Source organism: Pseudomonas sp. GD03875, assembly GCF_029840585.1.
GTDB lineage: Bacteria > Pseudomonadota > Gammaproteobacteria > Pseudomonadales > Pseudomonadaceae > Aquipseudomonas > Aquipseudomonas paralcaligenes.
In genome coordinates, this window is the sequence record NZ_JAOCCV010000005.1 from 180,485 (window position 1) to 207,166 (window position 26,682).

Below are 26,682 nucleotides of genomic sequence, written 5' to 3' on the forward strand. Positions count from 1 at the left end.
GAGGAAAACACCATGCTGCAACTACGACCCGGCTGCGAATGCTGCGACCGCGACCTGCCGCCCGACTCGCCCGACGCCCGCATCTGCTCCTTCGAATGCACCTTCTGCCACGACTGCGCCGAAACGCGCCTGCACGGCCACTGCCCCAACTGCGGCGGCGAACTGGTGCGCCGCCCGATCCGCCCGGCCGGCAAGCTGGAGCGCTTCCCCGCCACCGCCGAACGCACTCACAACCCGGCCGGCTGCGCGGCACGGGAGCAGGCATCGTGAGCGGTTCACCGAGCAAGACCGCCACCGCCGGCACTTCGCTGCTGCTCCTGAGCAACCCCACGCTGCTGCGCCTGTTCCTCGCCCAGGCCCTGTTCTGGAGCTGCGCGATGATCGGCATCACCCTGACCTCGCTGGTCGGCCTGCAACTGGCGCCGCTCAACGGCCTGGCCACCCTGCCCCTGGCCCTGCTGGTGCTCGGCTACCTGCTGGCGACCCAGCCGCTGTCGCTGTTCATGCAGCGCCACGGGCGCCGCGCGGGACTGCTGCTAGGCGCCGGCGCGGGCATCGGCGGCGGCCTGCTCAGCGCGGCCGGGGTGTGGCTGGCGGACTTCTGGCTGTTCTGCCTCGGCGCCCTGCCCATCGGCATCTACCAGGCCTCGGCGATGTACTACCGCTTCGCCGCGCTGGAGGCGGTGGACGAGGCGCACAAGGGCCGCGCCACCGCCTGGGTGATCGGCGGCGGCCTGTGCGCAGCGCTGCTGGCGCCGACCCTGACGCTGTGGGCGCAGGGCGCCCTGGCCCGGCCCTTCGTCGGCGCCTACCTGCTGGTCGCGCTGCTCGCCGCGCTGGCCGTGCCGCTGCTCCTGGGCCTGCGCCAGGGCGCGCTGCCACCGCCGGCCCAGCGCGGTTGGGCCGGCATGCGCGCCCTGCTGGCGCGGCCGCGGGTGCGCGCCGCAGTGCTGATCACCGCGATCGGCAACGGCCTGATGGTCCTGGTGATGAATGCCACGCCCCTGGCGATGAGCTTCTGCGGCCTGCCGCTGGAGGCCGGCGCCGAGGTGATCCGCTGGCACATGGTCGGCATGTTCCTGCCGGCCTTCGTCGCCGGCCCGCTGGTGGACCGCCTGGGCTGCCCACGGGTGGCGCTGCTCGGTATCGTGCTGCTGGCGGCCAGCGCCGCCATCGCCCTGAGCGGCGAATTGCGCAGCTATTTCCTGATCTCGTCCCTGCTGCTCGGCATGGGCTGGAACCTGATGCTGGTGGCCGGCACCACCCTGCTCGGCCAGGGCCACGGGCCCGAGGAAAGCGGCCAGGCCCAGGGCCTGATGGAGCTGGGCAACGGCGGTGTGGCGGCAGCCGCCTCGTTCGCCTCGGGCGCGCTGATCAGCGGCCTGGGCTGGAGCCCGGTGAACCTGGCGATGCTCGGTCTGCTGGCGGTGGCGCTGGTCGCGCTCGCCGCCGGCGCGCGGCAGCCCCGGCCAGCCTGACGCAGGCTCATCGGGCGCGCCGGGTCACTCAGGCAGCGGGCCGATGGGGAAGAATTCGCCGTTGCTCCATACGCCCAGCCAGGTCCGCCCCTCGATCTGCCGCTCCACCGCCAGTTCCACCAGCTGGTAGAACACGTTGCGGTGCACCAGCGCCTCCAGGTTGCGGCGCACGTGCAGGTAGGGCGAGGGCTCCTGGGTCTCGGGGTCCAGCTCCACCCGCAACGGGTGCTCGGCGCCGGCCTCGATCTCCTCGTCGACGTTGGTGGTGAAGCGCAGCACCTGCGCCTCGCCCTCGCCGACGACCTGCAACGTCACCGCCACGAATGGCGCGTCGTCGACCACGATGCCGACCTTCTCCACCGGAGTGATCAGGAAATACTTGTCGTCGTCGCGGCGGATGATGGTGGAGAACAGCTTGACCATGGGCTTGCGCCCGATCGGCGTGCCCAGGTAGTACCAGGTGCCGTCCCGGGCGATGCGCATGTCGATGTCACCGCAGAAATCGGGGTTCCACAGGTGCACCGGCGGCAGGCCCTTGCCTTCGCCCTTGGGAATCTGCGCCAGCAGGTCGTTGGCCTTGCCCGGGTCGCTCATGCTTGTCTCCTTCTGCTCAGCGGGCGCTCACGCCCAGCAACGTCCGCGCGTACTGCTCGAACGGCGCGCGCAGCTGGTCGGCCGGCTGGTTGTCGTAGAGTGTCAGAAAACCGCCTCGGTTGCGGATGCGCGCGGTGTCCACCAGGTAGCGGGTGCTGGTCTCGATCAGCATCAGCTGGATCACGCCGGAGTCGACCCCGACCCGGTCCAGCGCCTCCTGGTCCTCCCATTCCGTCAGCGTGCCGATGCGGTCGTCGGCGTCGGCGAAGCGGGTGTACAGCAGGTAGTGGGCGCCGGCCGTGCGCGCATCGTTCATCGCCTCGTCCAGGCCCTGGGGCGCGCTGGCGCGGCGCACCAGCGGGAAGTACTCGACGAAGGCCTTGAAGGCCTCCTGGGCCACCACGTTGGGCCGTGGGTGAGCATCGCCCGGCGGCACGTAGTGCCCCTGGGAGATGAAGATGAAGGAATCAGCCTGCAGCCGCCAGGAGGCGGAGCGGCGGGTGTCGCTGTGGTCGAGCACGCCGGCATCGCGCAGGTGGTACTCGGTGCCCGTGGCCATGTCGCTGACTTTCATGCAGCCGCCGAGCGCACCCAGCACCAGCAATAGAATAAAGCTACGCATCGGATTTTCCTCCCTGCCGGCGACGGAAAACCGGCGGATAGAAAGGCATAGCAGCTTCCGCGCCAACAGCTCTCCGCCGCCGCATCTGCTCACAGCCCGCGCTGCCACTCCTGGCGAAGCCCCACGCTCTGCGGCCGCTCGATGGCCTGGCGCACCTGGGCCAGCAGCCTCTCCTTGTCGGCGCCCAGGTTGCCCTTGAGCACCAGGTAGTTGGAGGCGTGATCGCTGCGGAACACGGTGTCACGCAGTTCCAGCCCCTGCAGCAGGCGCTCCACCTCGAGGAACAGCTGCCGCTGGCCGAGCGGCTGGAAATCCTCGAAGCCCGTGCGGAAACGCGCCTCGCCCATGGGGAAGCTGACCACCAGGGTGGAGAGGAATTCCGGTTGCGCGGCGTTCATCAGGCGCGCCGAGTTGTCGGCGTGCTGCTCGCTCAGGGCGGTGCCGCCGAGGCCGTTGAGGATCATCACCGAACGGGTGATGCCCGCCTCGCCCAGCTTCTCCAGCGCGCTGAGGCTGGAGGCGAAGGTCTCGCCCTTGTTGACCCGCGCCAGCACCTCGTCATCGCCGGACTCGCAGCCGACATAGGCCATCCCCAGGCCGGCGTCGGCCAGCTCGCGAAGCTCCTCCACCGACTTCTTGCGCAGGTTGCGCGGCAGGCAGTAGCTGGAGACGCGTCGCACGTCGGGCATGTGCTCGCGGATGGCGACGAGGATGTTCAGCAGGCGCCGCGTCGGCAACACCAGGGCGTCGCCGTCGGCGAGGAACACGCGCTGGACGATCAGGCGCTCGCCGGCGCGGCGGATCTCGTCGAGCACCTGATCCTCGTCCCGGGCACGGAATTTCTTCTGCGGCGCCGTGTACATCTCGCAGAAGGTGCAGTGGTTCCAGGAACAGCCGTTGGTCACCGGCAGGATCAGGGAATGGGCTTCGCTCGGTGGTCGGAACACCGGCTCGATATAGGCGATGGGGAATTCGGCAGTCATGGGATTTCTTATGGGAACCGGGCGACGAATCAGCCGCCGATGATCTTCATCACGGTGGCACCGCCAGCAAAGGCGATGTCCTGTTTATCCGCCAGCGCGCGCACCAGCAGGCGCTGCAGCGCCGGCAGCGCCTGGTGGCGGGGTTTGTCGAGCAGATCACCGACGTAGTGGCGGTTGCTCGACGACAGGCAGCCGTGCAGCCAGCCCGTCGAGGACAGGCGCAGGCGCGAGCAGGTACGGCAGAACGGCACGCTCTCGTTGGCGATCACGCCGAAGAAGCCGTAGCCGGGAATCTCGTAGCGCAGCGCCGTGGCGTCCAGCGGCGCCGGCGCCTGGACGAAAGCATGGCGGCCGGCGACCGTCTCCAGCAACTCGGCCATGCCGTAGAACTGCTGCTGGAAGCTCGCGCCCTCGCGGGCCAGGTGGCCCATGCGCATCAACTCGATGAAGCGCAGCTCGAAGCCCCGCTCCAGGCAGTAGTCGAGCATCGGCAGCACCTGGTCGTGGTTCTGCCCGCGCAGCGGCACCATGTTGATCTTGACCTTGAGTCCCGCCGCCCGCGCCTGGTCCAGGCCCTGCAGCACGGTCGGCAGGTCGCCGCCCCGGGCGATGCGCCTGAAGGCAACCGGGTCGAGGGTATCCAGGGAGACGTTGATGCGCTTGAGCCCGCACTCCACCAGCAGCGGCAGCTTGCGTGTGAGCAGCTGGCCGTTGGTGGTCAGGCCGATGTCCTGCAGGCCCAGCCGGCTGGTCTCGTGCAGGAAGTGATCGAGCTTGGGGCTGACCAGCGGCTCGCCGCCGGTGATGCGCAGGCACTCGATGCCGGCCGCCTCCATCAGGTAGGCGACGCCGCGCACCATGGCCTCGGCGGAGAGTTCGTCCTGCGCCGCCACCAGGCGCTTGCCGTCCGGCACGCAATAAGTGCAGGCGTAGTTGCAGGCGGCCGTCAGGCTGATACGCAGGTTGCGGAAGCGGCGCCCCTGGCGGTCGACGATCATGGAAGGCTCCGGCGGTGTTCACCCGGAGTATATGCCCGCCGCCGACCACGTGAGCGCATCATTGGCGGGCTGAATGGCGTCAGGCCGAGGGCGTTTCGCTGTCGCGCTTGCGCTTGTTGCCCATGCGCACGCCGATATCCATGAGGAACTGGAAGAAGCCTTCCTGATCCTCCAGCACGCCGCTCCAGAACGGCGAGTGGTACAGCGCCACAGCGCCGTGCACCAGCGCCCAGGCGGCGCAGTAGTGGAAGTACGGCGGCACGTCTTCCAGCTTGCCTTCGGCGATGCGGCCTTTGATCAGCTGGGTCAGGCGCTCGAAGTTGGAGGCGCGTATCTTGTGCAGTTGCTCGACCATCTCGGGCACCTGGTTGCCCTTGGCCACCTTTTCCTCCAGGCGATCGAACAGGCGATAGCGCTGGGGGTCCTGCATGCGGAATTCGAAGTAGGCGCGGGACAGGGCTTCCTTGTCGCGGGCCACGTCGTCGGACAGGAACAGGGCGTTGAGGTCGCGCTCGTAGTCCAGCATCAGGCGCAGATAGACCTCGGCCTTGGACTTGAAGTGCTTGTAGATGGTGCCTTTGCCGATGCCGACCGCATCGGCGATCATCTCGACGGTAACGCTGTCTTCACCCAATTCAAGGAAGAGCTTGAGCGCGGTATCGAGAATTTCCTGTTCGCGACGACGGAATTCACGGACTTTGCGAGGTTCTTTGTTCATGAAGTGACTACAGGATAAAAATCGAAGCGCGCCATTATGCCTGTTCAGCGCCAAAATGCACGGATCATCGGCCCAATGCCCAATTTAAACGACGAATTCCCTCTCGATCGCGACCTCTGCTATCTCAACCACGCCGCCGTCGCGCCCTGGCCGAAACGAGCCAGCGAAGCCGTGCAGCGCTTCGCGATGGAAAACATCCGCAGCGGCGCGCGCGACTACCCGCAGTGGCTGCAGGTGGAGAAGCGCCTGCGCGAACGCCTGGCGCGCCTGCTCAACGCCTCGGGCACGGCCGACATCGCGCTGGTGAAGAACACCTCGGAGGCGCTGTCCTTCGTCGCCTTCGGCCTGGACTGGAAAAGCGGCGACCAGGTGGTGATCAGCGACGAGGAATTCCCCTCCAACCGCATCGTCTGGGAGGCCCTCAAGCCACGTGGGGTCGAGGTGGTGCAGGTCAGCCTGGCCGGCAGCGACCCGGAAGGCGCCCTGCTGGCCGCCTGCGGGCCGCGCACCCGGCTGCTGTCGATCAGCTCGGTGCAGTTCGCCAGCGGCCTGCGCCTGGATCTGACGCGCCTGGGCGCCGGCTGCCGGGAGCGCGGCGTGCTGCTGTGCGTCGACGCCATCCAACAGCTCGGCGCCCAGCCCCTGGACGTCCAGGCCTGCGACTGCGCCTTCGCCATGGCCGACGGCCACAAGTGGATGCTCGGCCCGGAAGGCCTCGGCGTCTTCTATTGCCGCCGCGACCTGCGCGAGCAACTGGCCCTGCACGAATACGGCTGGCACATGCTGGAGCACGCCGGCGACTACGACCGCACGGAGTGGGAGCCGGCCCGCAGCGCCCGCCGTTTCGAGTGCGGCAGCCCGAATATGCTCGGCGCCATGGCCCTGGAGGCCAGCCTGTCGCTACTCGAGGAAGTAGGGATGGAACAAGTGGCGGCGCTGATCGAGGAGCGCGTGCTGCAGCTGCAGGAGGGCCTGGAGCGGATCGACGGAGTGCGCCTGCACAGCCCGCTGAACCCGGCGCGACGCGCCGGCATCCTGACCTTCAGTCGGGACGGCTGGGACAACCAGGCGCTGTTCGCCCGGCTCAGGGAACGGCAGGTGATCTGTGCGCAGCGGGGCAAGGGCATCCGTCTGTCGCCCCACTTCTATACCGACCCGGCGCAGATCGAGCGAAGCCTGGCGGTACTGGGCCAGTTGCGACAAGGCTGAGTGCTCAGCAGCCGTGGCGGTATTCCAAATACGTTTAAGAAACCGCCGCGACCAATCTGGACGATGGGAAATCCTGGCCAATACTCAGAAGACTGGTGTGCGGCATCTCCCCCCAAGTGCCCCCCAGTCGAGGTACCGTGGATCGTGTACCTTCGTTTTACTCCTAATGGTCTTGACCCGGATTCATCCCCCAGAACCCGGGTTTTTTTTGCCCGCGATTTTTACGATACGACCCGGGCCAGCGGGAACAGCCGCCTGAAGTTGGCCGTCGTCTGCGCGGCCAGCGCCTCGAACGTCTCGCCCCGGACCATCGCCAGGAACTCCGCCACCTCGCGCACGTACTGCGGCAGGTTGGGCTTGCCGCGATGGGGGATGGGCGCCAGGTACGGCGAATCGGTTTCCACCAGCAGGCGGTCCGCCGGCACCTTGCGCGCCACTTCGCGCAGGGCGTCGGCGTTGCGGAAGGTGACGATGCCGGAGAGGGAGATATAGAAGCCGATGTCCAGGGCGGCCTTGGCCATGTCCCAGTCCTCGGTGAAACAGTGCAGCACGCCGGCCTGCGGCAGCGCCGCCTCGCGCAGCAGCGCCAGGGTATCGGCGCGCGCCTCGCGGGTATGCACGATCACCGGCTTGCCGGTGCTCTTCGCCGCCTCCAGGTGCAGACGGAAGGACTGCTGCTGCAGCTCGGCCGCCTCGGGCTCGTAGTGGTAGTCCAGGCCGGTCTCGCCGATCGCCACCACGTTGGGGTGGTTCAGCTCGTCGAGCAGCCAGTCCAGAGCCGGGCTCTCGCCCTTCTCCAGGTCCAGCGGATGCACGCCCACCGAGCAGTCGACGTCGGCATAGCGCTCGGCCAGGGCCTTGACCGCGCCAGCGTTGGCGGCGCTGACCCCGATGCACAGGAAGTGCCCCACGCCCCGGGCGCGGGCGGCGTCCAGGGCCGCGTCGAGGGAACCATCGTGGGCCGCCAGGTCGAGGCGGTCGAGGTGGCAGTGGGAGTCGACCAGCATGGAATTCTCTGTCTCTGAAATGACGAAGCGCCCGATCAGGGCGCCTCTCGTTGAAGCCTGTACCGTGTTCCTACATGGTGTGGGTCGGGCGGTCCGACTTGAGCGCACCGGCCAGGTAGGTCTCGATCTTGTTGCGGGCGGTGTTGTCACCGTCGTTGAACTGCACGCCCACGCCAGCGGCGCGGTTGCCCTGGGCGCCCTTGGGAGTGATCCACACCACCTTGCCGGCCACCGGGATCTTCTCCGGCTCGTCCATCAGGTTGAGCAGCATGAACACCTCGTCCCCCAGCTTGTAGCTCTTGGCGGTGGGGATGAACAGCCCGCCATTGCGGATGAAGGGCATATAGGCGGCGTACAGCACCGACTTGTCCTTGATGGTCAGCGACAGGATCCCGTTACGCGGCCCCAGGTTCGGTGGCAAACTCATGCACTATATCCTTGCAACTTGTCCGACTTTCGATTCTAGCCCGGTCCGGGCAGGCTTGCCCACTGCACCAGCAGGGCTTCGAGAAGCAGCGCACCGTTCAGATTGGCCTTGCCCAATACTTTCTGGCGCTGCAGCAAAAGCCAGTCCTGCATGGCCAGCAACCTGGCCTGGGGCGTCTTGTCGGCCAGATATTGCACCACCTTGCGCATATCGGCCAGGCCCAGCCCTTCTTCGTCGCGGCTGAGCTGATAGCGCAGCATCAGCTGGGCCCAGTCGCAGAACCAGTCGAACAGCATGGCCAGCGGCAGGTTCTTCCAAGCTTCGGCCAGCTGGCTGGCGCTGGCCTGCTGCTTGAGCAGCTTCTTCACCCCCTCGACCACCAGGGCGCGCTGCTCCAGCACGCCCCGCCCATGCAGGCGGCGCGCCGCCAGGGGCGAGCCGCCGGCCAGGGCCAGCAGCTCCAGGCGCTGCTCCGCGCTGCACTCCGGCAGTGCCTGCTCCAACCAGGCGAGGCTCTGCGCCTGGCTCGGCAGCGGACAGGCCTGCTGCACGCAGCGGCTCTTCACAGTGGGCAGCAGACGGCTCGGCTGGTGGCTGACCAGCAGCAGCACGGTGTCGCCGGAGGGCTCCTCCAGGCTCTTCAGCAGGGCGTTGGCGGCGTTGAGGTTCATCGCCTCCACCGGCTCCAGCAATATCACCTTGCGCCCGCCAAGCTGCGCGGTCTGTACCACGAAGCTGACCAGTTCGCGCACCTGATCGACCTTGATCGCCTTGTCCGCCTCTTCCGGCTCCAGCACGAACACGTCCGGGTGGGTACCGGCGGCCAGCAGATGGCAGCCCTTGCACTGGCCGCAGGCATCCAGCCCATCGGGGCTCTGGCACAGCAGGCGCGCCATCAGGCGCTCGGCCAGGTCGCGCTTGCCGATGCCGGCGGGGCCGTGCAGCAGGTAGGCGTGGGCGTGGCGCGGACGGCTGGAGAGCTGCTGCCAGAGCTGCTCCTGCCAGGGGTAGGCTTCAGCCACGGCAGCGCTCCAGGATGTCCGGCAGCAGGGCGTCAAGGGAGCGCTGCACCGCCTCCAGCGGCTGCGCGGCGTCCAGCACGCGATAGCGCGCCGGCGCGGCCTCGGCGCGGCGCAGGTAGGTGTGGCGCACGGCCTCGAAGAAATCGCGGTCCTCCTGCTCGAAGCGATCCAGCCGGCCGCGGGCGGCGGCGCGGGACAGGCCGACTTCCACCGGCAGGTCGAACACCAGGCACAGGTCCGGGCGCAGCTGGCCCTGGACGAAGCGCTCCAGCTCGGCGATGCGCGCCTCGCCCAGGCCACGCCCGCCGCCCTGGTAGGCGTAGGTGGCGTCGGTGAAGCGGTCGCAGAGCACCACGGCGCCGCTGGCCAGGGCCGGGCGGATGACCCGGGCCAGGTGCTGCGCGCGGGCGGCGAACACCAGCAGCAGCTCGGTGTCGCTGTCCATCGGCTCGTCGCTGGGTGCCAGCAGCAGTTCGCGGATGCGCTCGGCCAGCGGCGTGCCGCCGGGCTCGCGACTCAGCACCACCTCGACGCCCTGCTCGCGCAGGCGCGCGGCGAGGTACTCGCGGTTGGTGCTCTTGCCAGCCCCTTCCGGGCCTTCCAGGGTGATGAACAGACCGCTCACGGGGTTTCCTTATCTGGGCGCGGGGCTGGAGCGGTAGTCGGCCCGGCGCTTGAGCTGGTACTCGCGCACGGCACGGTTGTGCTGCTCCAGGGTTTCCGAGAAGACGTGGCTGCCGTCGCCACGGGCGACGAAGTACAGGGTCTTGCCCTCCGCCGGGTGCAGCGCGGCGTGAATCGCCTCGCGACCGACCAGGGCGATGGGGGTCGGCGGCATGCCGACGATCACGTAGGTGTTGTAAGGCGTCGCCTCGAGCAGGTGGGCCCGGGTGAGGTTGCCGTTGTAGCGCTCGCCGAGGCCGAAGATCACCGTCGGGTCCGTCTGCAAACGCATACCGAGCCGCAGGCGGCGGATGAACACGCCGGCGATCTGCCCGCGCTCCTCGGCCACACCGGTTTCCTTCTCCACCATGGAGGCCATGATCAGGGCGTCGTAGGGCTTGCGGTAGGGCAGCCCCTCGGCGCGCTTACCCCACTCCTCCTCCAGCACAAGGTCCAAGCGATTGCGGGCCTGCTTGAGCAGGTCCAAGTCGCTCATGCCGCGCACGTAGCGGTAAGTATCCGGGAAGAAGCGGCCTTCGGGGCTGACGCCCGGCAGGCCGAGCTTCTCCATCAGGGCCCGGTCGTCCAGCTCGGCCAGGCTCTGCTCCAGCTTCTCCTGACGGGCCAGCGCGGCACGTACCTGGCGGAAGCTCCAGCCCTCGACCAGGGTCAGGCTGTACTGGACGACCTCGCCGCGCACCCACAGGCCGATGAGGTCACGCACGTTCTGCCCCGGGAGGATGCGGTACTCGCCGCTGTGCAGCGCTTGGTTCGGCAGGTTGAAGCGCCAGTACAGGCGCAGCCAGAAGGCACCGTCCAGCACACCCTCGCCTTCCAGGCGGTTGATCACGCCACCAGGCGTATCGCCGGGCACGACCTCGATCAGGCGCTCGCCCTCCAGCTGGAGTGGCTGGTTCAGGGTGGCGTGCAGGCGCCAGCCGGCCAGCGCCAGAGCCAGCACGACCAGCACCAGGCCGGCAGCCAGCAGCAGCATCAACTTGCGAATCACGAATCAGGAATCCAGAAGACTGCGAACGATGGCCTGCAGTTTACGGGTGAGCGGGCCGGCCGGCCAGACACACCCGGCCAGTTCGCGCACCGGCCAGATGCCGTAGACGCCGTTGCAGACGAACACCTCATCGGCCTGCGCCAGCTCATCGAAGGCAATATCACGCACCGCGCAAGGGATACCCAGGCACGCGGCCTGCTCCAACAGCTCGGCACGCATCACCCCGGCGACGCCGCAGCGCGACAGGTCGGCGGTCAGCAACACGCCGTCGCGGATCAGGAACAGGTTGCTGAACACCCCCTCGATCACCCGCCCGGACACATCCCGCATCAATCCCTCGGCGAAGGCCGGGTCGCTCCACTCCCCTCGCGCCAGTACCTGTTCCAGGCGGTTGAGATGCTTGAGGCCGGCGAGCAGCGGCTGTTCGGCCAGGCGCGTGGCGCAGGGGAACAGGCGTATCCCCTCCTGAGCATGGCTCCCGGGGTAGCCGGGCAGCGGGCTACCCAGCAGGATGCGCCTCGGGCTGGAGGATTGCGGCGGCGCATAGCCACGCAGGCCATCGCCACGGGTGATCAGCAGCTTGGCGACACCGTCGCCCAGCTCGGCGAAGAAAGTCCGCAGCTCGGTTTCCAGGGCAGCCAGGTCGAGTTCGATGGACAGGCGGCGCAGCCCCTCGCCGAGGCGCGCCAAATGGCGCGGCAGCAGGATCGCCCGACCGCCACGCACGGCGATAGTCTCGAACAGGCCGTCACCGTAGGCCAGGCCACGGTCGCCCAACGGCAGTTCCGTGGCCGGGCGGCCGTCGACCCAGCTCGGCATCAGCCGTTGAAGCGGCGGAACACCAGGGAACCGTTGGTGCCGCCGAAGCCGAAGGAGTTGGACAGCACCGCGTCGATCGCCAGCGGCTTGGCCTGGTGCGGCACGAAGTCGAGGTCGCAGCCCTCGTCCGGCTCGTCCAGGTTGATGGTCGGCGGCGCCACCTGGTCGCGCAGGGCCAGCACGCTGAAGATCGCCTCCACCGCGCCGGCGGCGCCCAGCAGGTGGCCGGTCATCGACTTGGTCGAGCTGACCGACAGCCTGTGCGCGTGCTCGCCGAACACCGACTTGACCGCGCAGGCCTCGGCCTTGTCGCCGGCCGAGGTCGAGGTGCCGTGGGCGTTGATGTACTGCACCTGGTCCGGGTTGAGGCCGGCATCGCGCAGGGCGTTGGCCATGCAGCGGGCCGCGCCTGCGCCATCCTCGGGCGGCGAGGTCATGTGGTAGGCGTCGCCACTCATGCCGAAGCCGGTCAGCTCGGCATGGATGGTCGCCCCACGGGCCTTGGCGTGCTCAAGCTCCTCCAGCACCAGGGCGCCGGCGCCGTCGGACAGCACGAAGCCGTCGCGGCCCTTGTCCCAAGGACGGCTGGCCCGAGCCGGCTCGTCATTGCGGGTGGACAGCGCGCGGGCCGCGCCGAAGCCGCCCATGCCCAGGCCGCAGGTGGCCATCTCGGCACCACCGGCGACCATCACGTCCGCCTCGCCGTAGGCGATGTTGCGCGCAGCCATGCCAATGCAGTGGGTGCCGGTAGTGCAGGCGGTGGCGATGGCGTAGTTAGGCCCCTGCAGGCCCAGATGGATCGACAGGAAGCCGGAGATCATGTTGATGATCGAGCCCGGCACGAAGAACGGCGAGATACGCCGCGGGCCCTGCTCGAAGAGGGACTTGCAGTTGTTCTCGATGTTGGTCAGGCCGCCGATGCCGGAACCCATGGCCACGCCGATCCGCTCACGGTTGGCGTCGGTGACCTCCAGGCCCGCGTCGCGCATCGCCTGGAAGCTGGCGGCCAGGCCGTACTGGATGAACAGGTCGAGCTTGCGCGCCTCCTTGGCCGACAGGTACTCCTCCACGTTGAAGCCCTTCACCGAACCGCCGAAACGGGTGGAAAAGGCCGACAGGTCCATATGCTCGATCAGGCCGATGCCACTGCGACCGGCCAGAATGCCCTGCCAGCTGCTGGCTACATCGGTGCCCAGCGGCGACAGCATGCCCATACCGGTAACCACGACGCGTCTACGCGACACTGCACAATCCTCTCTTCTCGTTGAAACGGGCCGGCCCGATAAAGAAAAACCGCACGCCTTTTGAGGGGCAGTGCGGCTTTTCTGGGCCGAAAACCGGCGATTACGGGCGCTTAGGAATGCGCGGTGATGTAATCGATGGCTTCCTGAACGGTGGTGATCTTCTCAGCCTGCTCGTCCGGGATCTCGGTCTCGAATTCCTCTTCCAGAGCCATCACCAGCTCGACGGTGTCAAGGGAGTCGGCGCCGAGGTCTTCGACGAAGGAAGCGCTGTTGGTCACTTCGTCCTCTTTGACGCCCAGTTGCTCGGCGACGATTTTCTTGACGCGTTCTTCGATGGTGCTCATGTCTTGTTTTCACTCCTATGGAAAATTCCGTGCAGCTGGGCTGCAGTGTATAGAAAGGGTTTTCTAAGTTTCAAGCCGGTTGCCCGGCCCCTTCCCGAAACCGCCGTCTTTCGCCGGTCGCACTTTTGTAACGGACTTTAGACTGGTTCTATGACAGTTAGCTGAAAGGCCGAGTCACATTCAGCTCATGTACATGCCGCCATTCACCGGAACCGTGGCGCCGGTGACATAGGCCGCACCCTCGGAGGCGAGGAAACCGACTACCTTGGCGATCTCCTCGGCCTGCCCCAGGCGGCCCAGCGGAATCTGGGTCAGCAGCGCCTCGCGCTGGGCTTCCGGCAGTTCGCGGGTCATGTCGGTATCGATGAAGCCCGGCGCCACCGAATTGACGGTGATGGCACGGGAGCCGACTTCACGGGCCAGGGCGCGGCTGAAGCCCTCCAGGCCCGCCTTGGCGGCAGCGTAGTTGGCCTGACCGGCGTTGCCCATCGCCCCGACCACCGAGCCGATGCTGATGATGCGCCCCCAACGGGCCTTGGTCATGCCGCGCAGCACGGCCTTGGACAGGCGGAACAGGCTGTTGAGGTTGGTGTTGATGACGTCGAACCACTCGTCGTCCTTCATCCGCAGCATCAGGTTGTCGCGGGTGATGCCGGCGTTGTTGACCAGGATGGCCACGGCGCCGAAATCCTTCTGGATCTGCTCCAGGACGGCATTGACCGACTCGCTGCTGGCCACGTCCAGCATCAGGCTGGCCCCCTGGATGCCCTGCGCCTTGAGCGCCTCGCCGATGCGCGCCGCGCCGGCTTCGCTGGTGGCGGTACCGATCACCACGGCGCCCTGGCGGCCCAGTTCGAACGCGATGGCCTGACCGATGCCACGGCTGGCGCCGGTGACCAGCGCGACCTTGCCTTGCAGACTCATGATGCTCTCCTTGTAATCAGGCCAGCGCCGCACGGGCGGCAGCGAAGGCTTCCGGGGTTTCCAGATTGTGGGTGTTGATGCCCTTGACGCAACGCTTGTTGAGCCCTGCCAGCACCTTGCCGGGGCCGCACTCGACCAGATCGGTGACACCCTGGCCAGCCATGTGGACCACGCTCTCCACCCAGCGGACCGGGCTGTAGAGCTGGGCCAGCAGGTCGCGCTTGAGCGTGTCGAGGTCGGCCGGTACGGCGGCCGAGACATTCTGCACCAGCGGAATCCGCGGCGCCTGCCAGCCCAGACCGTTGACCGCCTCGGCGAACGCTTCCGCGGCCGGATGCATCAGCGCGCAGTGGGACGGCACGCTGACCGGCAGCGGCATGGCGCGCTTGGCGCCACGCACCTTGCAGGCCTCGATGGCGCGCTCGACGGCGGCGGCGCTACCGGCGATCACCACCTGGCCCGGCGCGTTGAAATTGACCGCGCTGACCACCTCGCCCTGGGCGGCCTCGGCGCAGGCGGCCAGCACATCGGCATCTTCCAGGCCGAGGATCGCGGCCATGCCGCCCTGCCCGGCCGGCACCGCCTGCTGCATCAGTTGGCCACGGCGCTCGACCAGCCGCACCGCGTCGACGAAGCCGATGGCGCCCGCCGCGACCAGCGCCGAATACTCGCCCAGGCTGTGCCCGGCGACGAACGCCGGGCTCGGGCCGTCCTCGGCCTGCCAGAGGCGCCACAAGGCGATGGAAGCGGTGAGGATGGCCGGCTGGGTCTTGTCGGTTTCGTTCAGGCGCTCTTCCGGCCCCTGCTGGGCCAGCGCCCAGAGGTCGTAGCCGAGCGCGTCGGAGGCCTCGCCGAAGGTGTCGCGGATCAGCGACTGCTGAGCACCGAGTTCGGCGAGCATGCCGAGCGACTGCGAACCTTGGCCCGGGAAGACAAATGCGAGGGAGGCAGACATCGAAACGTTCCCTTATCTGGTCGAAGGAGGCACGGAAACCGTACCGGAAATTGCAGATTGGATGGCGCGGCGGCGCCTGCGGTCACACGACGGTCAGGCTTGGAAAGACCCGGCGCACGGAGTTCAGAAGACGGGAAAGCACGCCGACGGGACGCCGCCATCACAGCAGCAGGTCGCCGAGACGGCCGTGCAGGCGCTGGGGCAGGTTCTCGCGAACCTCGACCACGGCCCGACGAATGGCGCTCTGGAAGCCCTCGGCACTGGCCGCGCCGTGGCTCTTCACCACGATGCCCTGCAGCCCGAGGAAGCTGGCGCCATTGTGCCGCGCCGGCGCCAGTTCGCCGCGCAGGCGCTTGAGCAGCGGCAGGGCCACGGCGCCCGCCAGGCGGGACACGAAGCCCTCGTTGAACAGCGCCTCGATGCGATCGGAGATCATCGACACCAGACCCTCGCTGGACTTGAGCAGGATGTTGCCGACGAAACCGTCGCACACCACCACGTCGGCCTCGCCGCGGTACAGGCCATCGCCCTCGATGAAGCCGGTGTAGTTGAGGCCCTCGGACTGCGCCAGCAGGCTGGCGGCCAGCTTCACCTGCTGGTTGCCCTTGATGTTCTCCGTGCCGACGTTGAGCAGCGCCACCCTTGGCCGGTTGGTGCCCTGGGCCTCCGCGGCCACCGAGCCCATCACCGCGAACTGGTACAGCTGTTCGGCGCTGCAGTCGACGTTGGCGCCCAGGTCGAGCAGATGGCAGACGCCGCCGGCGGTGGGCACGGCGGTGACCATCGCCGGCCGGTCGATGCCCGGCAGCGGCTTGAGCACATAGAGGGAGAGCGCCATCAGCGCGCCGGTGTTGCCGGCGCTGACGCAGGCCTGGGCACGGCCGCCGCGGACCAGTTCGAGCATCACGCGCATCGAGGCATCGGGCTTGCCGCGCAGGGCATGGGTGGGGCGCTCGTCCATGCCGATCACCTCGCTGGCGTGCTCGACATGCAGGCGCGCGCGATCGACACCCGGGTGACGGGCGATCAGTTCTTCGAGGAGGGAGGCTTGGCCGACGAGGACCAGGTGCAGCGAGGGGAATTCAGCCAGACTGGCGATGCAGGCTGGAACAATGAGATGGGGACCGAAGTCCCCACCCATTGCATCAATCGCGATCGTGGCGGACAAGGATTACTCGTCGGAGCCCTTGTCGATCACTTTGCGGCCACGGTAGAAACCGTCCGGGGACACGTGGTGACGCAGGTGAACTTCACCGGTGCTCTTCTCGACGGACAGAGCGTTGGCCTCGAGTGCGTCGTGGGAACGGCGCATGTCGCGGGCAGAGCGGGATTTTTTGTTCTGCTGAACAGCCATAACTCAATAACTCCTAAACGTTTGGGTCACGCTTTAACTGCGCCAATACACTGAACGGGTTGGACCGCGATACCTCGTCCTCGCTCGACTCGGGTGTTTCGACACCGGCCGGCTGCTGGCATTCCTCAGGGTCATGGGCTGGAACGATGGGCAGAGCGAGCAGAAGCTCATCTTCGACCAACGTCATCAGATCCAGCGGATCCTCACCCACTTCCAGCACGTCATAGCCCTTCGGCAGCGACTGGGTATCCGCGCCTTCCTTCACCACCGCGTAATGACATTCGCTGCGGATCGGCAGGGCGACCAGTTCCAGACAACGCTGGCAAACCATCTTGACCTCAACCTCGAGCTCGCTGTGAATCGTCACAGCGCGGCGCTCGTCACGTTCGAAGACCAGCTTCGCATGCACCGTGCCGGCGTTGTCCGCCAGCGGGTCGCACAACCGCTCGAAACTGGCCAGCGGCATCTCCCCTTCCAGGGTGACACCGCGATCGGCGAGCTTGCGCGGATCAACGTGAGGTGGAATCGGCCCATTCGACATAGGCGCGGTATTCTAGGGATGCACCCTCCCCCTGTCAAAGGAATTTCCGCCCTGTCCGTCGGCCGCCGTGGCCGCTAGAATCGCGCGCCCAACCTGGAGATCGACCATGCTGCCCCTGGTGCTCGCCTCGAGTTCGACCTACCGCCGCGACCTGCTGGCCCGCCTGCGTCAGCCCTTCACCTGGGCGTCGCCCGACATCGACGAGACGCCGCGCCCCGGAGAAAGCGCCGAGGCCCTGGTACGCCGCCTGGCCGAAGCCAAGGCCCGCGCCCTGCGCGACCAGCACCCGGCGCACCTGATCATCGGCTCCGACCAGGTGGCCGTGCTCGGTGGAGAGATTCTGGGCAAGCCCCACGATTTCGAGCGAGCCCACCGCCAGCTGGCGGCCGCCAGCGGTACCAGCGTGACCTTTCTTACCGGCCTCGCGCTGCTCAACAGCGCCAGCAGCGAGTGCCAGGTGGACGCGATCCCCTTCACCGTGCATTTCCGCCATCTGAGCGACGAACAGATCACCCGCTACCTGCAGGCCGAGCAGCCCTACGACTGTGCCGGCAGCTTCAAGGCAGAGGGCCTGGGCGTCAGCCTGTTCCGCGCCACCGAGGGCGAGGACGGCACCAGCCTGGTCGGCCTGCCGCTGATCCGCCTGGTACAGATGCTGGACAGGGAAGGCATCGCCATTCCCTGACCGCCTATATAAAGGAAGGAGTTGGCGCGCCCTGTCAGCGCAGCGCCGGCCCCTGGAAGCCCATCCACAGCGCCAGCCGCTCGGCCACGCTGGTGCCGAGCTTCTTGGTGAAGCGATCGAAGGGGTTTTCCTTGCGGGTGAAGTCGACGATGTCCTTGGCCCCCACCACCTCGCGCGCCACGTAGCTGCTGCTGCCCAGGGCATCCACCAGCCCCAGCTGCAGGGCCTGCTCGCCGGACCAGATCAGCCCGGAGAACAGCTCCGGATGCTCGTCGGCCTTGAGGCGCTCGCCACGACCCTTCTTCACGCTGTCGATGAACTGTTTGTGGGTGGTTTCCAGCACGCCCTGCCAGAAACGGGTCTCGTCCTCTTTCTGCGGCTGGAACGGGTCGAGGAAGGCCTTGTGTTCGCCCGAGGTGTAGACGCGGCGCTCGACGCCGACCTTGTCCATCACGCCGACGAAGCCGAAGGAAGCCGCGGTCACGCCGATGGAACCCACCAGGCTGGCCTTGTCGGCATAGATTTCGTCGGCCGCGCTGGCGATGTAGTAGGCGCCGGACGCGCCCAGGTCGGTGATCACCGCATAGACCTTGATGTCCGGATGCTCGCCGCGCAGGCGCTTGATCTCGTCGTAGATGTATCCGGACTGCACCGGGCTGCCGCCCGGGCTGTTGATGCGCAGCACGATGCCCTTGGTCTTCTTGTCCTCGAAGGCGGCGCGCAGGCTGCCGACGATGTTGTCGGCGCTGGCTTCCTCGTCAGCCATGATCATGCCGCGAATCTCGATCAGCGCCGTATGGTTCTCACCCGAGGCGGAGGCCTTGTCCAGCTTCAGCGCAGGCGAGAACAGGGCCAGGGCGCCGAACAGGTAGACGAAGGCCAGCAGCTTGAAGAAGATGCCCCAGCGCCGCGCCCTGCGCTGCTCGACCACGCTGGCCTGGAGGGTCTTCTCCAGCAGCTTCCAGGCCTTTTCGTCACCCGACGCCTTCCATTCATCAGACATACTCGCCCACCTCGACAGTACTAACGGTCGCGCGCCCTTCCAGCCAGGCGCGCAATTCGGAAAATTCGTTGATCGCAAGCCGCGGCCCGTGGGCACGCAGGCTGTCCAGCGGCTGGGCGCCGAAGCCCACGGCCACCGAATCGACACCGGCATTGCTCGCCATCTGCAGGTCGAAGACCGAGTCGCCGACCATCAGCGCCCGCTCCGGCGCCACGGCGCAGTGCGCCATGATCTCGTGCAGCATGCGCGGGTGCGGCTTGCTCGCCGTCTCGTCGGCGCAGCGGGTGACGTCGAAATAGTCCAGCCAGCCATGCCCCTCCAGCACCCGGTGCAGGCCGCGACGCCCCTTGCCGGTCGCCACGGCGAGCTGGTAGCCCTGCTCGCGAAACGCCGCCAGCGACTCGGCGACACCCGGGAACAGCGCCGACGGCTCGCTCTCCAGGCTCATGTAGTGCTCGCCATAGCCCAGTCGGAAGCGTTCGATCAGCTCTGCCTCGCGCAGTTCCGGATAGAGCGTCTGGATGGCCTCGGGCAGGCCGAGCCCGATGATGCCCTTGATCGCCTCGTCGTCCAACGACGGCAGGCCACAGCCGGCGGCGGCGCGGTGCATGGATTCGACGATACGGCCGATCGAATCGACCAGCGTCCCGTCCCAATCGAAGATCAGCAGCCGATAGTCAGGCACCGAGGCGCTCCAGGGTCCGCTCCCACATCTCATCCACTTCCGCTTCCAGCTCCAGAGGCTGGCCGTCCGGCAGCTCGATCTTCAACCGGTAGGCGTGCAGGAACAGGCGCTTGCCGCCCAGCTCGCGAATCTCGCGGGTGAAATCGTCGTCGCCGTACTTGGAATCACCGGCGATGGAATGCCCGGCGTGCTTGGCATGGACGCGGATCTGATGGGTGCGGCCGGTGATCGGGCTGGCCTCGACCAGGGTGGCGAACTCGCCGAAGCGGCGCAGCACGCGAAACTCGGTGAGCGCCTCCTTGCCCTCGGGATTGACTTCCACCATGCGCTCCCCGGAGCGCAGGTTGTTCTTCAGCAGTGGCGCCGAGACCCTCTTCTTCGAGGTCGGCCAGTCACCGCGCACCAGTGCCATATAGCGCTTGTCCACGCCGTCGCCGCGTAGCGCCTCGTGCAGGTGGCGCAGCATGCTGCGTTTCTTGGCGATCATCAGCAGGCCGGAAGTGTCGCGATCCAGGCGGTGGACCAGCTCGATATCCTTGGCGTCCGGGCGCAACTGGCGGAACGCCTCGATCACCCCGTAGTTGAGGCCGCTGCCACCATGCACGGCGATGCCGGCCGGCTTGTTCAGCACGATCAGCGCCTTGTCCTCGTAGACGATGGCCTCCTCCAGACGCTCGAGCAGGCTCTGCGCCAGCGGCGCCGGCTCGTCGCGCTCGGCCAGGCGCAGCGGCGGCACGCGAACGATATCGCCGGCCTGCAGCTTGTACTCGGGCTTGATCCGCCCTTTGTTCACCCGCACCTCGCCCTTGCGCAGGATGCGGTAGATCAGGGTCTTCGGCACGCCCTTGAGCTGGGTGCGGAGGAAATTGTCGATGCGCTGGCCGGCAAGCTCGGGCGCGACCTCGAGCAGCTGGACACCGGAGGTCGGGGAGGCGGGAGTAGTCATACCGCGAATCATAACAATTTTTTATGGAATTGAAGCACTTAATCATTGCTGCTATAGTCGCGAACGCCGCCAAAAGCGGCCCGGCCAGCGGGTGATCATCGACAATCTGCCATCCCTGCCGAGCGCAACCCTTTCAGGGCGTCAGGCCGTCCGACGGGACTCTCGCCGCACAGAGCGCGAAGAATCCCGGAAACCAAGCCTTGAGCCAAAGAGCCCCAAGCGCGCAACTCGCGACCAGGCTCGACAGACGCGCAGGCCTAGCCTGCGGTAATGCAAACCCGCTTCGGATTCAGCGAGCGGCACCCGATTTCAGCGATACGTGTAGGGTGGAGATGCACAACCGTCGGACAGCGTAGCTACAGGCATTACCCAGACGCTTCACTTTCGTCCGCACCGACCGGTTGATTCCTCCCCTGACTGAGTGCTTCTGTCACCACAGCAAACAGGAGCGTTGTCGCGGCCCCGCCCACGTTGGCCTGGCCGCTGGACACCGGCGTGATTTACGACCACGCCGTACGCGCCCTGACACCGACCGTGAGAGTCGTGTGTGCCAAACGCCGTTTCCGGCAGCCCGGAAACCATTGGTACAACATGAAAAGAATGCTGATCAACGCAACTCAGCCCGAAGAGTTGCGTGTCGCTCTGGTAGACGGCCAGAAGCTCTATGACCTGGACATCGAGTCCGGCGCCCGTGAGCAGAAGAAGGCCAACATCTACAAGGGCCGCATCACCCGCGTCGAGCCCAGCCTCGAAGCCGCCTTCGTCGACTTCGGCGCCGAGCGCCACGGCTTCCTGCCGCTCAAGGAAATCTCCCGCGAATACTTCAGCAAGTCGCCCGAGGGCGGCCGCGTCAACATCAAGGAAGTATTGAAGGAAGGCCAGGAAGTCATCGTCCAGGTCGAGAAGGAAGAGCGTGGCAACAAGGGCGCGGCCCTGACCACCTTCATCAGCCTCGCCGGTCGCTACCTGGTGCTGATGCCGAACAACCCGCGCGCCGGCGGCATCTCCCGCCGCATCGAAGGCGAGGAGCGCAACGAACTGCGCGAAGCGCTGAACGGCCTCGACGCCCCGGCCGACATGGGCCTGATCGTGCGCACTGCCGGCCTGGGCCGCTCCAGTGAAGAGCTGCAGCTCGACCTGGACTACCTGATCCAGCTGTGGACCGCGATCAAGGAAGCCTCCCAGGGCCGCGCCGCGCCCTTCCTGATCTATCAGGAATCCAACGTCATCATCCGCGCCATCCGCGACTACCTGCGCCAGGACATCGGCGAGGTACTGGTGGACAGCATCGAGGCCCAGGAAGAAGCCCTGGCCTTCATCCAGCAGGTCATGCCGCAGTACGCCAGCAAGATCAAGCTGTACGAAGACAGCGTGCCGCTGTTCAACCGCTTCCAGATCGAGAGCCAGATCGAGACCGCCTTCCAGCGCGAAGTGAAGCTGCCGTCCGGCGGCTCCATCGTCATCGACCCGACCGAGGCCCTGGTGTCCATCGACATCAACTCGGCGCGCGCCACCAAGGGCGGCGACATCGAGGAAACCGCCCTGCAGACCAACCTGGAAGCGGCCGAGGAAATCGCCCGCCAGCTGCGCCTGCGCGACATCGGCGGCCTGATCGTCATCGACTTCATCGACATGACCCCGGCGAAGAACCAGCGCGCCGTGGAAGACCGCGTCCGCGAGTGCCTGGAAGCCGACCGCGCCCGCGTCCAGGTCGGCCGCATCTCGCGCTTCGGCCTGCTGGAAATGTCCCGCCAGCGCCTGCGTCCGTCCCTCGGCGAGACCAGCGGCATCGTCTGCCCGCGCTGCAACGGCCAGGGCATCATCCGCGATGTCGAGTCCCTGTCGCTGGCCATCCTGCGCCTGATCGAGGAAGAAGCCCTGAAGGACCGCACCGCCGAGGTCCGCGCCCAGGTGCCGATCCCGGTCGCCGCCTTCCTGCTCAACGAGAAGCGCAACAGCATCACCAAGATCGAGCTGCGCACCCGCGCGCGCATCGTGATCCTGCCGAACGACCACCTGGAAACCCCGCACTTCGAAGTCCAGCGCCTACGCGACGACAGCCCGGAAGTGCTGAGCGGCCAATCCAGCTACGAGATGACCCCGGCGGAAGTCGAGGACGCCCAGCCGGCCAGCGCCACCCGCACCCTGGTTCGCCAGGAAGCCGCGCTGAAGACCACCCCACCGCGCCCGGCGGCACCCGCTCCGGCAGCGCCGCTGGCTCCGGCGGCACCCGCCCCGCAACCGAACCTGTTCAAGGGCCTGGTCAAGTCGCTGGTCAGCCTGTTCGCCGGCAAGGAAGAAGAACAGCAGCCGGTCGCCGAGGCCAAGCCGGCCGAGCGCAAGCCGCGCAGCGAAGAACGTCGCAACGGCCGCCAGCAGAACCGTCGCGACGGTCGTGGCAACCGCGAGCGCGGTGAACGTGGTGAACGCAGCGAGCGTGGTGAACGCGAAGAGCGCAAACCGCGTGAAGAGCGCCAGCCTCGCGAAGCCCGCGAGCCGCGTGAAGAACGTCAACCGCGGGAAGCCCGTGAAGAACGCCAGCCCCGCGAGGAGCGCCAGGAGCGTCAACCGCGCGAAGCTCGCGAGCCGCGTGAAGGCCGTGAAGGTCAGGAAAATCGCCGCGAACGTGGCGAGCGCCAGCCGCGTGAGGGCCGCGAACCGCGCGAAGAGCGCCGCCGCGAACTGCGCGAGCCGCTGGACGCCGTCACCGCGAATGGTGAAGAGCAGCAGGAACAGCGCGCCGAGCGCAAGCCACGCGAAGAACGCCAGCCGCGTCCGCCGCGCGAGGAGCGCCAACCGCGCACCGAGCAGGCCGAGGCCGCCAGCGAGGAAGAAGTTCTGCTGAACGGTGAACAGGCCGAAGACGATCAGGAAGGCGGTGAAGGTGGCGATCGCCCACGCCGCCGCTCCCGCGGTCAGCGTCGTCGCAGCAACCGCCGCGAGCGCCTGCGCGACGCCGACGGCAACCCGATCGCCGATGAGGGTGAAGAGGTTGCAGCAGAGGTGGAAGCCGGCACCGAGGGTGGCACCACCACCGCCGCCGAAAGCGCTGCGGTCGCCGTCGCCGCCGCGGTGACCATCGCCGCCGAAGCCGAAGATGCACCGGCCCAGCCGGAGCAGGTTCAGCCGGAGCAGGCCCCGGTGGTCGAGCAACCCGTGCAGGCTGAAAGCAGCCCGGTGGCCGAAGAACCCGCCCCCGCTCCAGCCGTCGTGGCCGAACCGGTTGCCGAGCCCGCTCTGGCGGAACAGCCGGCGCCGGTCACCCCGGTCGCCGAGGCCCCTGCCGCTCCGGCCAACGCGCCCCAGAGCGCTGGCGGTCGCGCACCGAACGATCCGCGCGAAGTGCGTCGCCGTCAGCAGGAGGCCGCGCGCCTGGCAGCCGAAGCCGCCAAGGTCGCGGAAACCGCCCCGATCGAGGCCGCTCCGGTGGTCGAGCAGGCTCCGGTGGAAGCACCAGTGGCTGAAGTCGCTCCGGCTCCCGAGGTCGAGGAAACCGCGCCTGCCGCGGAACCGCAGGCCGAAGTCGCCAGCGAGCCGGTAGCCGAGGCGACCAGCGAAGCGCAGGTCGAGCAGCCTGAGACCCCTGCCGATGACGAGACCGCCGCGTCCAAGGCGGACGAGCAAGAGCAGGAAGCCAAGCCGCAGCACTGATAGCCGCGGAACATGAAAAAGGGGATGCCTAGGCATCCCCTTTTTCTTTGGCTATGTCCACGTTGACTGTTGCACACCTTGTGGGAGCGGATTTATCCGCGAATTTCGCGGCCAATCGGAATGCCACGCAGGATTGCGCCACCAGCATGCCACGGGACATAGCCTTTTCTACCCGCACTGGTCATCCGCGCGCAGGCGGGAACCCATGAATGCCGAGTCTTGACCCGAGCATGGATTCCCGCCTACGCGGGAATGACGGAGATTTCCTACCTTGTCCGTAATAGGGCCCCTCACCCGAGGCCCTGCCTGCTCCATCAGGGCCATCGAGTGGAACAGCGGCTGTACGCACATCCCAACGCCCGTCGTCCCCGCGAAGGCGGGGATCCAGGGATACGCCACCTGACCCACACATGGATTCCCGCTTTCGCGGGAATGACGGGATGTTCTGGCTGCCTTGTCCGTACAGGGCCTTCAGCCGATTGCCGGATGACAAGTCGGAACGCGCTTGCGGCCGCCGGATGTTTGCGGCAGAATTCGCGCCGTCCTAGGGGAGTAGTCTCCCGTGAGCACCCTGCTCACCCGGCATGCGTCAACACACTTGCTCCGCAGAGCATGGCGCATGCGACCCGAGGCCCTCGTGGCCTGGCGGTTTGACAAGACCTATGACACGCACACCTTGCCCGGGGCGGGAAGGTAGTACGTGTCATAGAACAGTCGAACCCGCCCCTTAGGAATACCTGATGTTGGAATCCCTGTTCGTCCCCACCGGAATCGTCGCCCTCGCCGAAATCGGCGACAAGACGCAGCTGCTCGCCCTGCTGCTGGCATGTCGTTTCCGCCGGCCCTGGCCGATCATCTGGGGCATCGTCCTCGCCACCCTCGCCAACCACTTCGCCGCGGGCGCCGTGGGCAACTGGGTCGCCGGCTTCTTCTCGCCAACCACGCTGAGCTGGATTCTCGCCGCCTGCTTCGCGGCCGTGGCGCTGTGGACGCTGGTGCCGGACAAGCTGGACGATGAAGAGGAATCTCACCTCAAGCGCTTCGGCCCCTTCCTGACCACGCTGATCGCCTTCTTCCTCGCCGAGATGGGCGACAAGACCCAGATCGCCACGGTGATGCTGGCGGCGCAGTACCCCGACTTCCTCATGGTGGTGATCGGCACCACGCTGGGCATGCTGATCGCCAACGTGCCGGTGGTGCTGGCCGGCAACTTCGCCGCGGATCGCCTGCCGCTGGCCCTGATCCGCCGCCTGGCCGCCCTCGCGTTCGCCGCGCTGGCGATCTACGCGGTCTGCCAGGCGCTCGGCCTGGTCGGCGGGCTCTGATGCCGAACGGCGAAAACGGGTAGCCCAGCGGGTCTTCCGGAGTGCCTCGGCATTGGTAATCTGACCGACGAATCGCGCAGTTCCAGTGCTGAAGGAGCGGTACATGTCCCTGGAAGAAATGAAGAAGCGCGTGCGCCAGCATGTCGACCTGAGCTGGAACCGGGGCCGCCTGGCACTCGCCGAGCAGATGCACGGCCCCGATTTCATCTACAAAAGCTCGTTCATCGGCCAGCCGCTGAGCAGCTCGGCCTTCGCGCGCATGGTGCAGGAAATCCGCCAGGCCATGCCCGACCTGGAGGTGGTGATCGAGGAATGCATCGCCGAGGGCAACAAGGTGGTGACCTGGAGCACCCTGATCGGCACGCTGGAGAAGCCCGCCCTGGGCTACCCAGCCAGCGACAAGGTGCTGAGTATCTCCGCCATGGCCTTCTGGACACTGACGCCGACCGGCAGCATCCGCGAGATCTGCACCATGTTCGACATGGAAAGCTTCCACGCCCAGCTCGGCCTGGCGAACCGCCCTATCGCGGCAAAGACTCAACCCTGAGAGGAAAACGGCGCCCTCGGCGCCGTTTTCCTTTCACTTCCTGGCTTGCTCGTACAGCGGCATCACCTTCGGGATGGCCGCCTGCAGCGAGGCAATGCGGCTGCCCGACGACGGGTGGGTACTCATGAACTCGGGCGGAGCGCCACCACCGGCCTGGCTCATCTTCTGCCACAGGCTGATCGCCGCGTTCGGGTCGTAGCCGGCGCGTGCCGACAACTCCAGGCCGATGATGTCAGCCTCGTTCTCGTTGCCCCGGCTGTTGGGCAGTGTCATCAGGTACTCCACCCCGGTATTGGCCATCTGCAGGCTGCCCTCCCCCACGCCGAGGACTGCGCCCAGCTGGGTCGCCATCTGCACGCCGTAGGCCTTGGACATGGCCTCACGGCTATGCTCGCGCAGGGCGTGGGCGATCTCGTGCCCCATGACCGCTGCCAGTTCGTCGTCGGTGAGCTGCAATTTCTCGATCAGGCCGCTGTAGACGATGATCTTGCCACCGGGGCCGCAATTAGCGTTGAGCTCGTCGCTCTTGATCAGGTTGACCTGCCAGTCCCACTGCGCGGCGTCGGCGCGGAATACCGGAGCCTGGGCGATCAGCCGCTTGGCGATGGCGCTCACCCGCCTGGCGTTGGCGCTGGTGGTGTCCAGGGCGCCCTGCCCCGAGGCTTCGCTGAGGGTCTTCTGGTAGGCCTGCGAGTACATGCTGTCGACCTCCTGGGCGGACAACATGCTGAACATGTACTGCTTGCGCTCGACCCCCACCGCGCCGCCGCTGGTGGTGTTCACGGCCTGGCAGGCGGCGAGCAGGGAGAGACCGACCAGGGCGGAGAGACGAGTTGGGTTGGACATGGCGAATCTCCAGGCTGTAATGCAGGCGCCCTATGCTAGGGCGCCACGAACCGACCGACAACGTTCGACCTTGCACTCAGACC

Annotated in this window: 29 protein-coding genes and 1 riboswitch; of the genes, 7 read left to right on the forward strand and 22 right to left on the reverse strand. The window is 67.2% G+C overall.

From position 1 onward, the window contains the following. Nucleotides 1-12 precede the first annotated feature (12 nt). Nucleotides 13-270, forward strand: coding sequence for a DUF1272 domain-containing protein (locus N5D30_RS06355; protein ID WP_279908220.1), 258 nt, complete (start codon nucleotides 13-15; stop codon nucleotides 268-270). 41 nt (nucleotides 271-311) lie between these two features. Then, entirely contained in the window at nucleotides 312-1,478 is a 1,167-nt protein-coding gene (locus tag N5D30_RS06360; RefSeq protein WP_279908273.1) for an MFS transporter, read from the forward strand. 24 nt (nucleotides 1,479-1,502) lie between these two features. Here the strand turns inward: N5D30_RS06360 and N5D30_RS06365 are convergent, their stop codons facing one another. The 5 genes from N5D30_RS06365 to N5D30_RS06385 all read right to left on the reverse strand — a co-directional run bounded on the left by N5D30_RS06365 (nucleotide 1,503) and on the right by N5D30_RS06385 (nucleotide 5,393). Then, the gene (locus N5D30_RS06365; RefSeq protein WP_279908221.1) at nucleotides 1,503-2,072 is read right to left on the reverse strand and encodes a DUF1285 domain-containing protein; all 570 of its coding nucleotides are present in this window, start codon (nucleotides 2,070-2,072) and stop codon (nucleotides 1,503-1,505) included. A 16-nt stretch (nucleotides 2,073-2,088) separates the two neighbouring features. Further along, nucleotides 2,089-2,694, reverse strand: coding sequence for a DUF4823 domain-containing protein (locus tag N5D30_RS06370; RefSeq protein WP_279908222.1), 606 nt, complete (start codon nucleotides 2,692-2,694; stop codon nucleotides 2,089-2,091). A gap of 89 nt (nucleotides 2,695-2,783) precedes the next feature. Beyond that, the gene (locus N5D30_RS06375; RefSeq protein ID WP_279908223.1) at nucleotides 2,784-3,677 is read right to left on the reverse strand and encodes a radical SAM protein; all 894 of its coding nucleotides are present in this window, start codon (nucleotides 3,675-3,677) and stop codon (nucleotides 2,784-2,786) included. Nucleotides 3,678-3,706: 29 nt separating this feature from the next. Next, the gene (locus N5D30_RS06380; RefSeq protein WP_279908224.1) at nucleotides 3,707-4,675 is read right to left on the reverse strand and encodes a radical SAM protein; all 969 of its coding nucleotides are present in this window, start codon (nucleotides 4,673-4,675) and stop codon (nucleotides 3,707-3,709) included. Nucleotides 4,676-4,754: 79 nt separating this feature from the next. Continuing rightward, complete coding sequence (locus N5D30_RS06385) at nucleotides 4,755-5,393, reverse strand: TetR/AcrR family transcriptional regulator (RefSeq protein ID WP_220815965.1); 639 nt, start codon at nucleotides 5,391-5,393, stop codon at nucleotides 4,755-4,757. A 75-nt stretch (nucleotides 5,394-5,468) separates the two neighbouring features. Here N5D30_RS06385 and N5D30_RS06390 point away from each other — a divergent pair, with 75 nt between their 5' ends. Then, the gene (locus N5D30_RS06390; protein WP_279908226.1) at nucleotides 5,469-6,602 is read left to right on the forward strand and encodes an aminotransferase class V-fold PLP-dependent enzyme; all 1,134 of its coding nucleotides are present in this window, start codon (nucleotides 5,469-5,471) and stop codon (nucleotides 6,600-6,602) included. Nucleotides 6,603-6,823: 221 nt separating this feature from the next. Here N5D30_RS06390 and N5D30_RS06395 read toward each other — a convergent pair whose 3' ends face one another. The 13 genes from N5D30_RS06395 to N5D30_RS06455 all read right to left on the reverse strand — a co-directional run bounded on the left by N5D30_RS06395 (nucleotide 6,824) and on the right by N5D30_RS06455 (nucleotide 16,911). Further along, a complete protein-coding gene (locus N5D30_RS06395) occupies nucleotides 6,824-7,609 on the reverse strand; it encodes a TatD family hydrolase (protein WP_279908227.1) in 786 nt (261 codons plus the stop codon). Between the two features lie 70 nt (nucleotides 7,610-7,679). Continuing rightward, complete coding sequence (locus N5D30_RS06400) at nucleotides 7,680-8,036, reverse strand: PilZ domain-containing protein (protein WP_043310025.1); 357 nt, start codon at nucleotides 8,034-8,036, stop codon at nucleotides 7,680-7,682. Nucleotides 8,037-8,071: 35 nt separating this feature from the next. Continuing rightward, the gene (locus tag N5D30_RS06405; RefSeq protein WP_279908228.1) at nucleotides 8,072-9,058 is read right to left on the reverse strand and encodes a DNA polymerase III subunit delta'; all 987 of its coding nucleotides are present in this window, start codon (nucleotides 9,056-9,058) and stop codon (nucleotides 8,072-8,074) included. After that, on the reverse strand, nucleotides 9,051-9,683 hold the full coding sequence (gene tmk / locus N5D30_RS06410) for a dTMP kinase (protein ID WP_279908229.1): 633 nt from the start codon (nucleotides 9,681-9,683) through the stop codon (nucleotides 9,051-9,053). The genes N5D30_RS06405 and tmk overlap by 8 nt, the downstream gene beginning before the upstream one ends. Nucleotides 9,684-9,692: 9 nt before the next feature. Next, the gene (mltG, locus tag N5D30_RS06415) at nucleotides 9,693-10,730 is read right to left on the reverse strand and encodes an endolytic transglycosylase MltG (RefSeq protein WP_279908230.1); all 1,038 of its coding nucleotides are present in this window, start codon (nucleotides 10,728-10,730) and stop codon (nucleotides 9,693-9,695) included. A 3-nt stretch (nucleotides 10,731-10,733) separates the two neighbouring features. Next, nucleotides 10,734-11,549, reverse strand: coding sequence for an aminodeoxychorismate lyase (gene pabC, locus N5D30_RS06420; RefSeq protein ID WP_279908231.1), 816 nt, complete (start codon nucleotides 11,547-11,549; stop codon nucleotides 10,734-10,736). Further along, the gene (fabF, locus tag N5D30_RS06425; RefSeq protein ID WP_279908232.1) at nucleotides 11,549-12,793 is read right to left on the reverse strand and encodes a beta-ketoacyl-ACP synthase II; all 1,245 of its coding nucleotides are present in this window, start codon (nucleotides 12,791-12,793) and stop codon (nucleotides 11,549-11,551) included. The genes pabC and fabF overlap by 1 nt, the downstream gene beginning before the upstream one ends. A gap of 110 nt (nucleotides 12,794-12,903) precedes the next feature. After that, nucleotides 12,904-13,137 carry an acyl carrier protein gene (acpP, locus tag N5D30_RS06430; protein ID WP_220815957.1) on the reverse strand — a complete coding sequence of 78 codons (234 nt, stop codon included), beginning with the start codon at nucleotides 13,135-13,137 and terminating at the stop codon, nucleotides 12,904-12,906. Nucleotides 13,138-13,317: 180 nt separating this feature from the next. After that, nucleotides 13,318-14,061 (reverse strand): 3-oxoacyl-ACP reductase FabG, encoded by a 744-nt coding sequence (gene fabG, locus N5D30_RS06435; RefSeq protein WP_279908233.1) that lies wholly within the window; start codon nucleotides 14,059-14,061, stop codon nucleotides 13,318-13,320. A gap of 16 nt (nucleotides 14,062-14,077) precedes the next feature. Then, the gene (gene fabD / locus N5D30_RS06440) at nucleotides 14,078-15,016 is read right to left on the reverse strand and encodes an ACP S-malonyltransferase (RefSeq protein WP_279908235.1); all 939 of its coding nucleotides are present in this window, start codon (nucleotides 15,014-15,016) and stop codon (nucleotides 14,078-14,080) included. A gap of 160 nt (nucleotides 15,017-15,176) precedes the next feature. Beyond that, complete coding sequence (gene plsX / locus N5D30_RS06445; RefSeq protein ID WP_279908236.1) at nucleotides 15,177-16,184, reverse strand: phosphate acyltransferase PlsX; 1,008 nt, start codon at nucleotides 16,182-16,184, stop codon at nucleotides 15,177-15,179. A 3-nt stretch (nucleotides 16,185-16,187) separates the two neighbouring features. Beyond that, the gene (gene rpmF, locus N5D30_RS06450) at nucleotides 16,188-16,370 is read right to left on the reverse strand and encodes a 50S ribosomal protein L32 (RefSeq protein WP_007160601.1); all 183 of its coding nucleotides are present in this window, start codon (nucleotides 16,368-16,370) and stop codon (nucleotides 16,188-16,190) included. Between the two features lie 13 nt (nucleotides 16,371-16,383). Then, entirely contained in the window at nucleotides 16,384-16,911 is a 528-nt protein-coding gene (locus N5D30_RS06455; RefSeq protein ID WP_220815953.1) for a YceD family protein, read from the reverse strand. A 106-nt stretch (nucleotides 16,912-17,017) separates the two neighbouring features. On the opposite strand from N5D30_RS06455, the gene N5D30_RS06460 reads away from it, so the two are divergent. Continuing rightward, complete coding sequence (locus N5D30_RS06460; protein ID WP_279908238.1) at nucleotides 17,018-17,596, forward strand: Maf family protein; 579 nt, start codon at nucleotides 17,018-17,020, stop codon at nucleotides 17,594-17,596. A gap of 34 nt (nucleotides 17,597-17,630) precedes the next feature. On the opposite strand, the gene sppA is transcribed toward N5D30_RS06460, so the two are convergent. Genes sppA through rluC form a run of 3 tightly spaced genes read right to left on the reverse strand, consistent with a single transcriptional unit; the run spans nucleotide 17,631 to nucleotide 20,230 of the window. Then, nucleotides 17,631-18,599: a signal peptide peptidase SppA gene (gene sppA / locus N5D30_RS06465; RefSeq protein WP_220815951.1), complete on the reverse strand. Its 969-nt coding sequence runs from the start codon at nucleotides 18,597-18,599 to the stop codon at nucleotides 17,631-17,633. Continuing rightward, nucleotides 18,592-19,284 carry an HAD-IA family hydrolase gene (locus N5D30_RS06470; RefSeq protein WP_279908239.1) on the reverse strand — a complete coding sequence of 231 codons (693 nt, stop codon included), beginning with the start codon at nucleotides 19,282-19,284 and terminating at the stop codon, nucleotides 18,592-18,594. Before N5D30_RS06470 ends, sppA begins: the two co-directional genes overlap by 8 nt. Next, nucleotides 19,277-20,230, reverse strand: coding sequence for a 23S rRNA pseudouridine(955/2504/2580) synthase RluC (gene rluC / locus N5D30_RS06475; RefSeq protein ID WP_220815949.1), 954 nt, complete (start codon nucleotides 20,228-20,230; stop codon nucleotides 19,277-19,279). The genes N5D30_RS06470 and rluC overlap by 8 nt, the downstream gene beginning before the upstream one ends. A 591-nt stretch (nucleotides 20,231-20,821) precedes the next feature. Here rluC and rne point away from each other — a divergent pair. From rne to N5D30_RS06490, 3 genes are all read left to right on the forward strand, one after another. Next, complete coding sequence (gene rne, locus N5D30_RS06480; RefSeq protein ID WP_279908240.1) at nucleotides 20,822-23,881, forward strand: ribonuclease E; 3,060 nt, start codon at nucleotides 20,822-20,824, stop codon at nucleotides 23,879-23,881. 535 nt (nucleotides 23,882-24,416) lie between these two features. Further along, a riboswitch (yybP-ykoY riboswitch) is annotated at nucleotides 24,417-24,533 on the forward strand. Nucleotides 24,534-24,624: 91 nt separating this feature from the next. Then, entirely contained in the window at nucleotides 24,625-25,206 is a 582-nt protein-coding gene (locus N5D30_RS06485; RefSeq protein WP_220815980.1) for a TMEM165/GDT1 family protein, read from the forward strand. 103 nt (nucleotides 25,207-25,309) lie between these two features. Then, nucleotides 25,310-25,753, forward strand: coding sequence for a ketosteroid isomerase-related protein (locus tag N5D30_RS06490; protein ID WP_220815947.1), 444 nt, complete (start codon nucleotides 25,310-25,312; stop codon nucleotides 25,751-25,753). Between the two features lie 33 nt (nucleotides 25,754-25,786). On the opposite strand, the gene N5D30_RS06495 is transcribed toward N5D30_RS06490, so the two are convergent. After that, complete coding sequence (locus N5D30_RS06495) at nucleotides 25,787-26,599, reverse strand: M48 family metallopeptidase (RefSeq protein WP_279908241.1); 813 nt, start codon at nucleotides 26,597-26,599, stop codon at nucleotides 25,787-25,789. Between the last annotated feature and the right edge of the window lie 83 nt (nucleotides 26,600-26,682).

Bases quoted from the DNA above. Each gene is read 5' to 3' on its own strand.
- N5D30_RS06400 (WP_043310025.1), bottom strand. From the start codon at position 8,036: ATGAGTTTGCCACCGAACCTGGGGCCGCGTAACGGGATCCTGTCGCTG.
- fabD (WP_279908235.1), bottom strand. From the start codon at position 15,016: ATGTCTGCCTCCCTCGCATTTGTCTTCCCGGGCCAAGGTTCGCAGTCG.
- N5D30_RS06490 (WP_220815947.1), top strand. From the start codon at position 25,310: ATGTCCCTGGAAGAAATGAAGAAGCGCGTGCGCCAGCATGTCGACCTG.
- N5D30_RS06365 (WP_279908221.1), bottom strand. From the start codon at position 2,072: ATGAGCGACCCGGGCAAGGCCAACGACCTGCTGGCGCAGATTCCCAAG.
- rpmF (WP_007160601.1), bottom strand. From the start codon at position 16,370: ATGGCTGTTCAGCAGAACAAAAAATCCCGCTCTGCCCGCGACATGCGC.
- N5D30_RS06355 (WP_279908220.1), top strand. From the start codon at position 13: ATGCTGCAACTACGACCCGGCTGCGAATGCTGCGACCGCGACCTGCCG.
- fabG (WP_279908233.1), bottom strand. From the start codon at position 14,061: ATGAGTCTGCAAGGCAAGGTCGCGCTGGTCACCGGCGCCAGCCGTGGC.
- N5D30_RS06375 (WP_279908223.1), bottom strand. From the start codon at position 3,677: ATGACTGCCGAATTCCCCATCGCCTATATCGAGCCGGTGTTCCGACCA.
- rluC (WP_220815949.1), bottom strand. From the start codon at position 20,230: ATGACTACTCCCGCCTCCCCGACCTCCGGTGTCCAGCTGCTCGAGGTC.
- N5D30_RS06390 (WP_279908226.1), top strand. From the start codon at position 5,469: ATGCCCAATTTAAACGACGAATTCCCTCTCGATCGCGACCTCTGCTAT.
- pabC (WP_279908231.1), bottom strand. From the start codon at position 11,549: ATGCCGAGCTGGGTCGACGGCCGCCCGGCCACGGAACTGCCGTTGGGC.
- N5D30_RS06370 (WP_279908222.1), bottom strand. From the start codon at position 2,694: ATGCGTAGCTTTATTCTATTGCTGGTGCTGGGTGCGCTCGGCGGCTGC.
- N5D30_RS06460 (WP_279908238.1), top strand. From the start codon at position 17,018: ATGCTGCCCCTGGTGCTCGCCTCGAGTTCGACCTACCGCCGCGACCTG.
- N5D30_RS06380 (WP_279908224.1), bottom strand. From the start codon at position 4,675: ATGATCGTCGACCGCCAGGGGCGCCGCTTCCGCAACCTGCGTATCAGC.
- N5D30_RS06455 (WP_220815953.1), bottom strand. From the start codon at position 16,911: ATGTCGAATGGGCCGATTCCACCTCACGTTGATCCGCGCAAGCTCGCC.
- acpP (WP_220815957.1), bottom strand. From the start codon at position 13,137: ATGAGCACCATCGAAGAACGCGTCAAGAAAATCGTCGCCGAGCAACTG.
- N5D30_RS06495 (WP_279908241.1), bottom strand. From the start codon at position 26,599: ATGTCCAACCCAACTCGTCTCTCCGCCCTGGTCGGTCTCTCCCTGCTC.
- N5D30_RS06395 (WP_279908227.1), bottom strand. From the start codon at position 7,609: ATGCTGGTCGACTCCCACTGCCACCTCGACCGCCTCGACCTGGCGGCC.
- sppA (WP_220815951.1), bottom strand. From the start codon at position 18,599: ATGTCTGATGAATGGAAGGCGTCGGGTGACGAAAAGGCCTGGAAGCTG.
- N5D30_RS06385 (WP_220815965.1), bottom strand. From the start codon at position 5,393: ATGAACAAAGAACCTCGCAAAGTCCGTGAATTCCGTCGTCGCGAACAG.
- rne (WP_279908240.1), top strand. From the start codon at position 20,822: ATGAAAAGAATGCTGATCAACGCAACTCAGCCCGAAGAGTTGCGTGTC.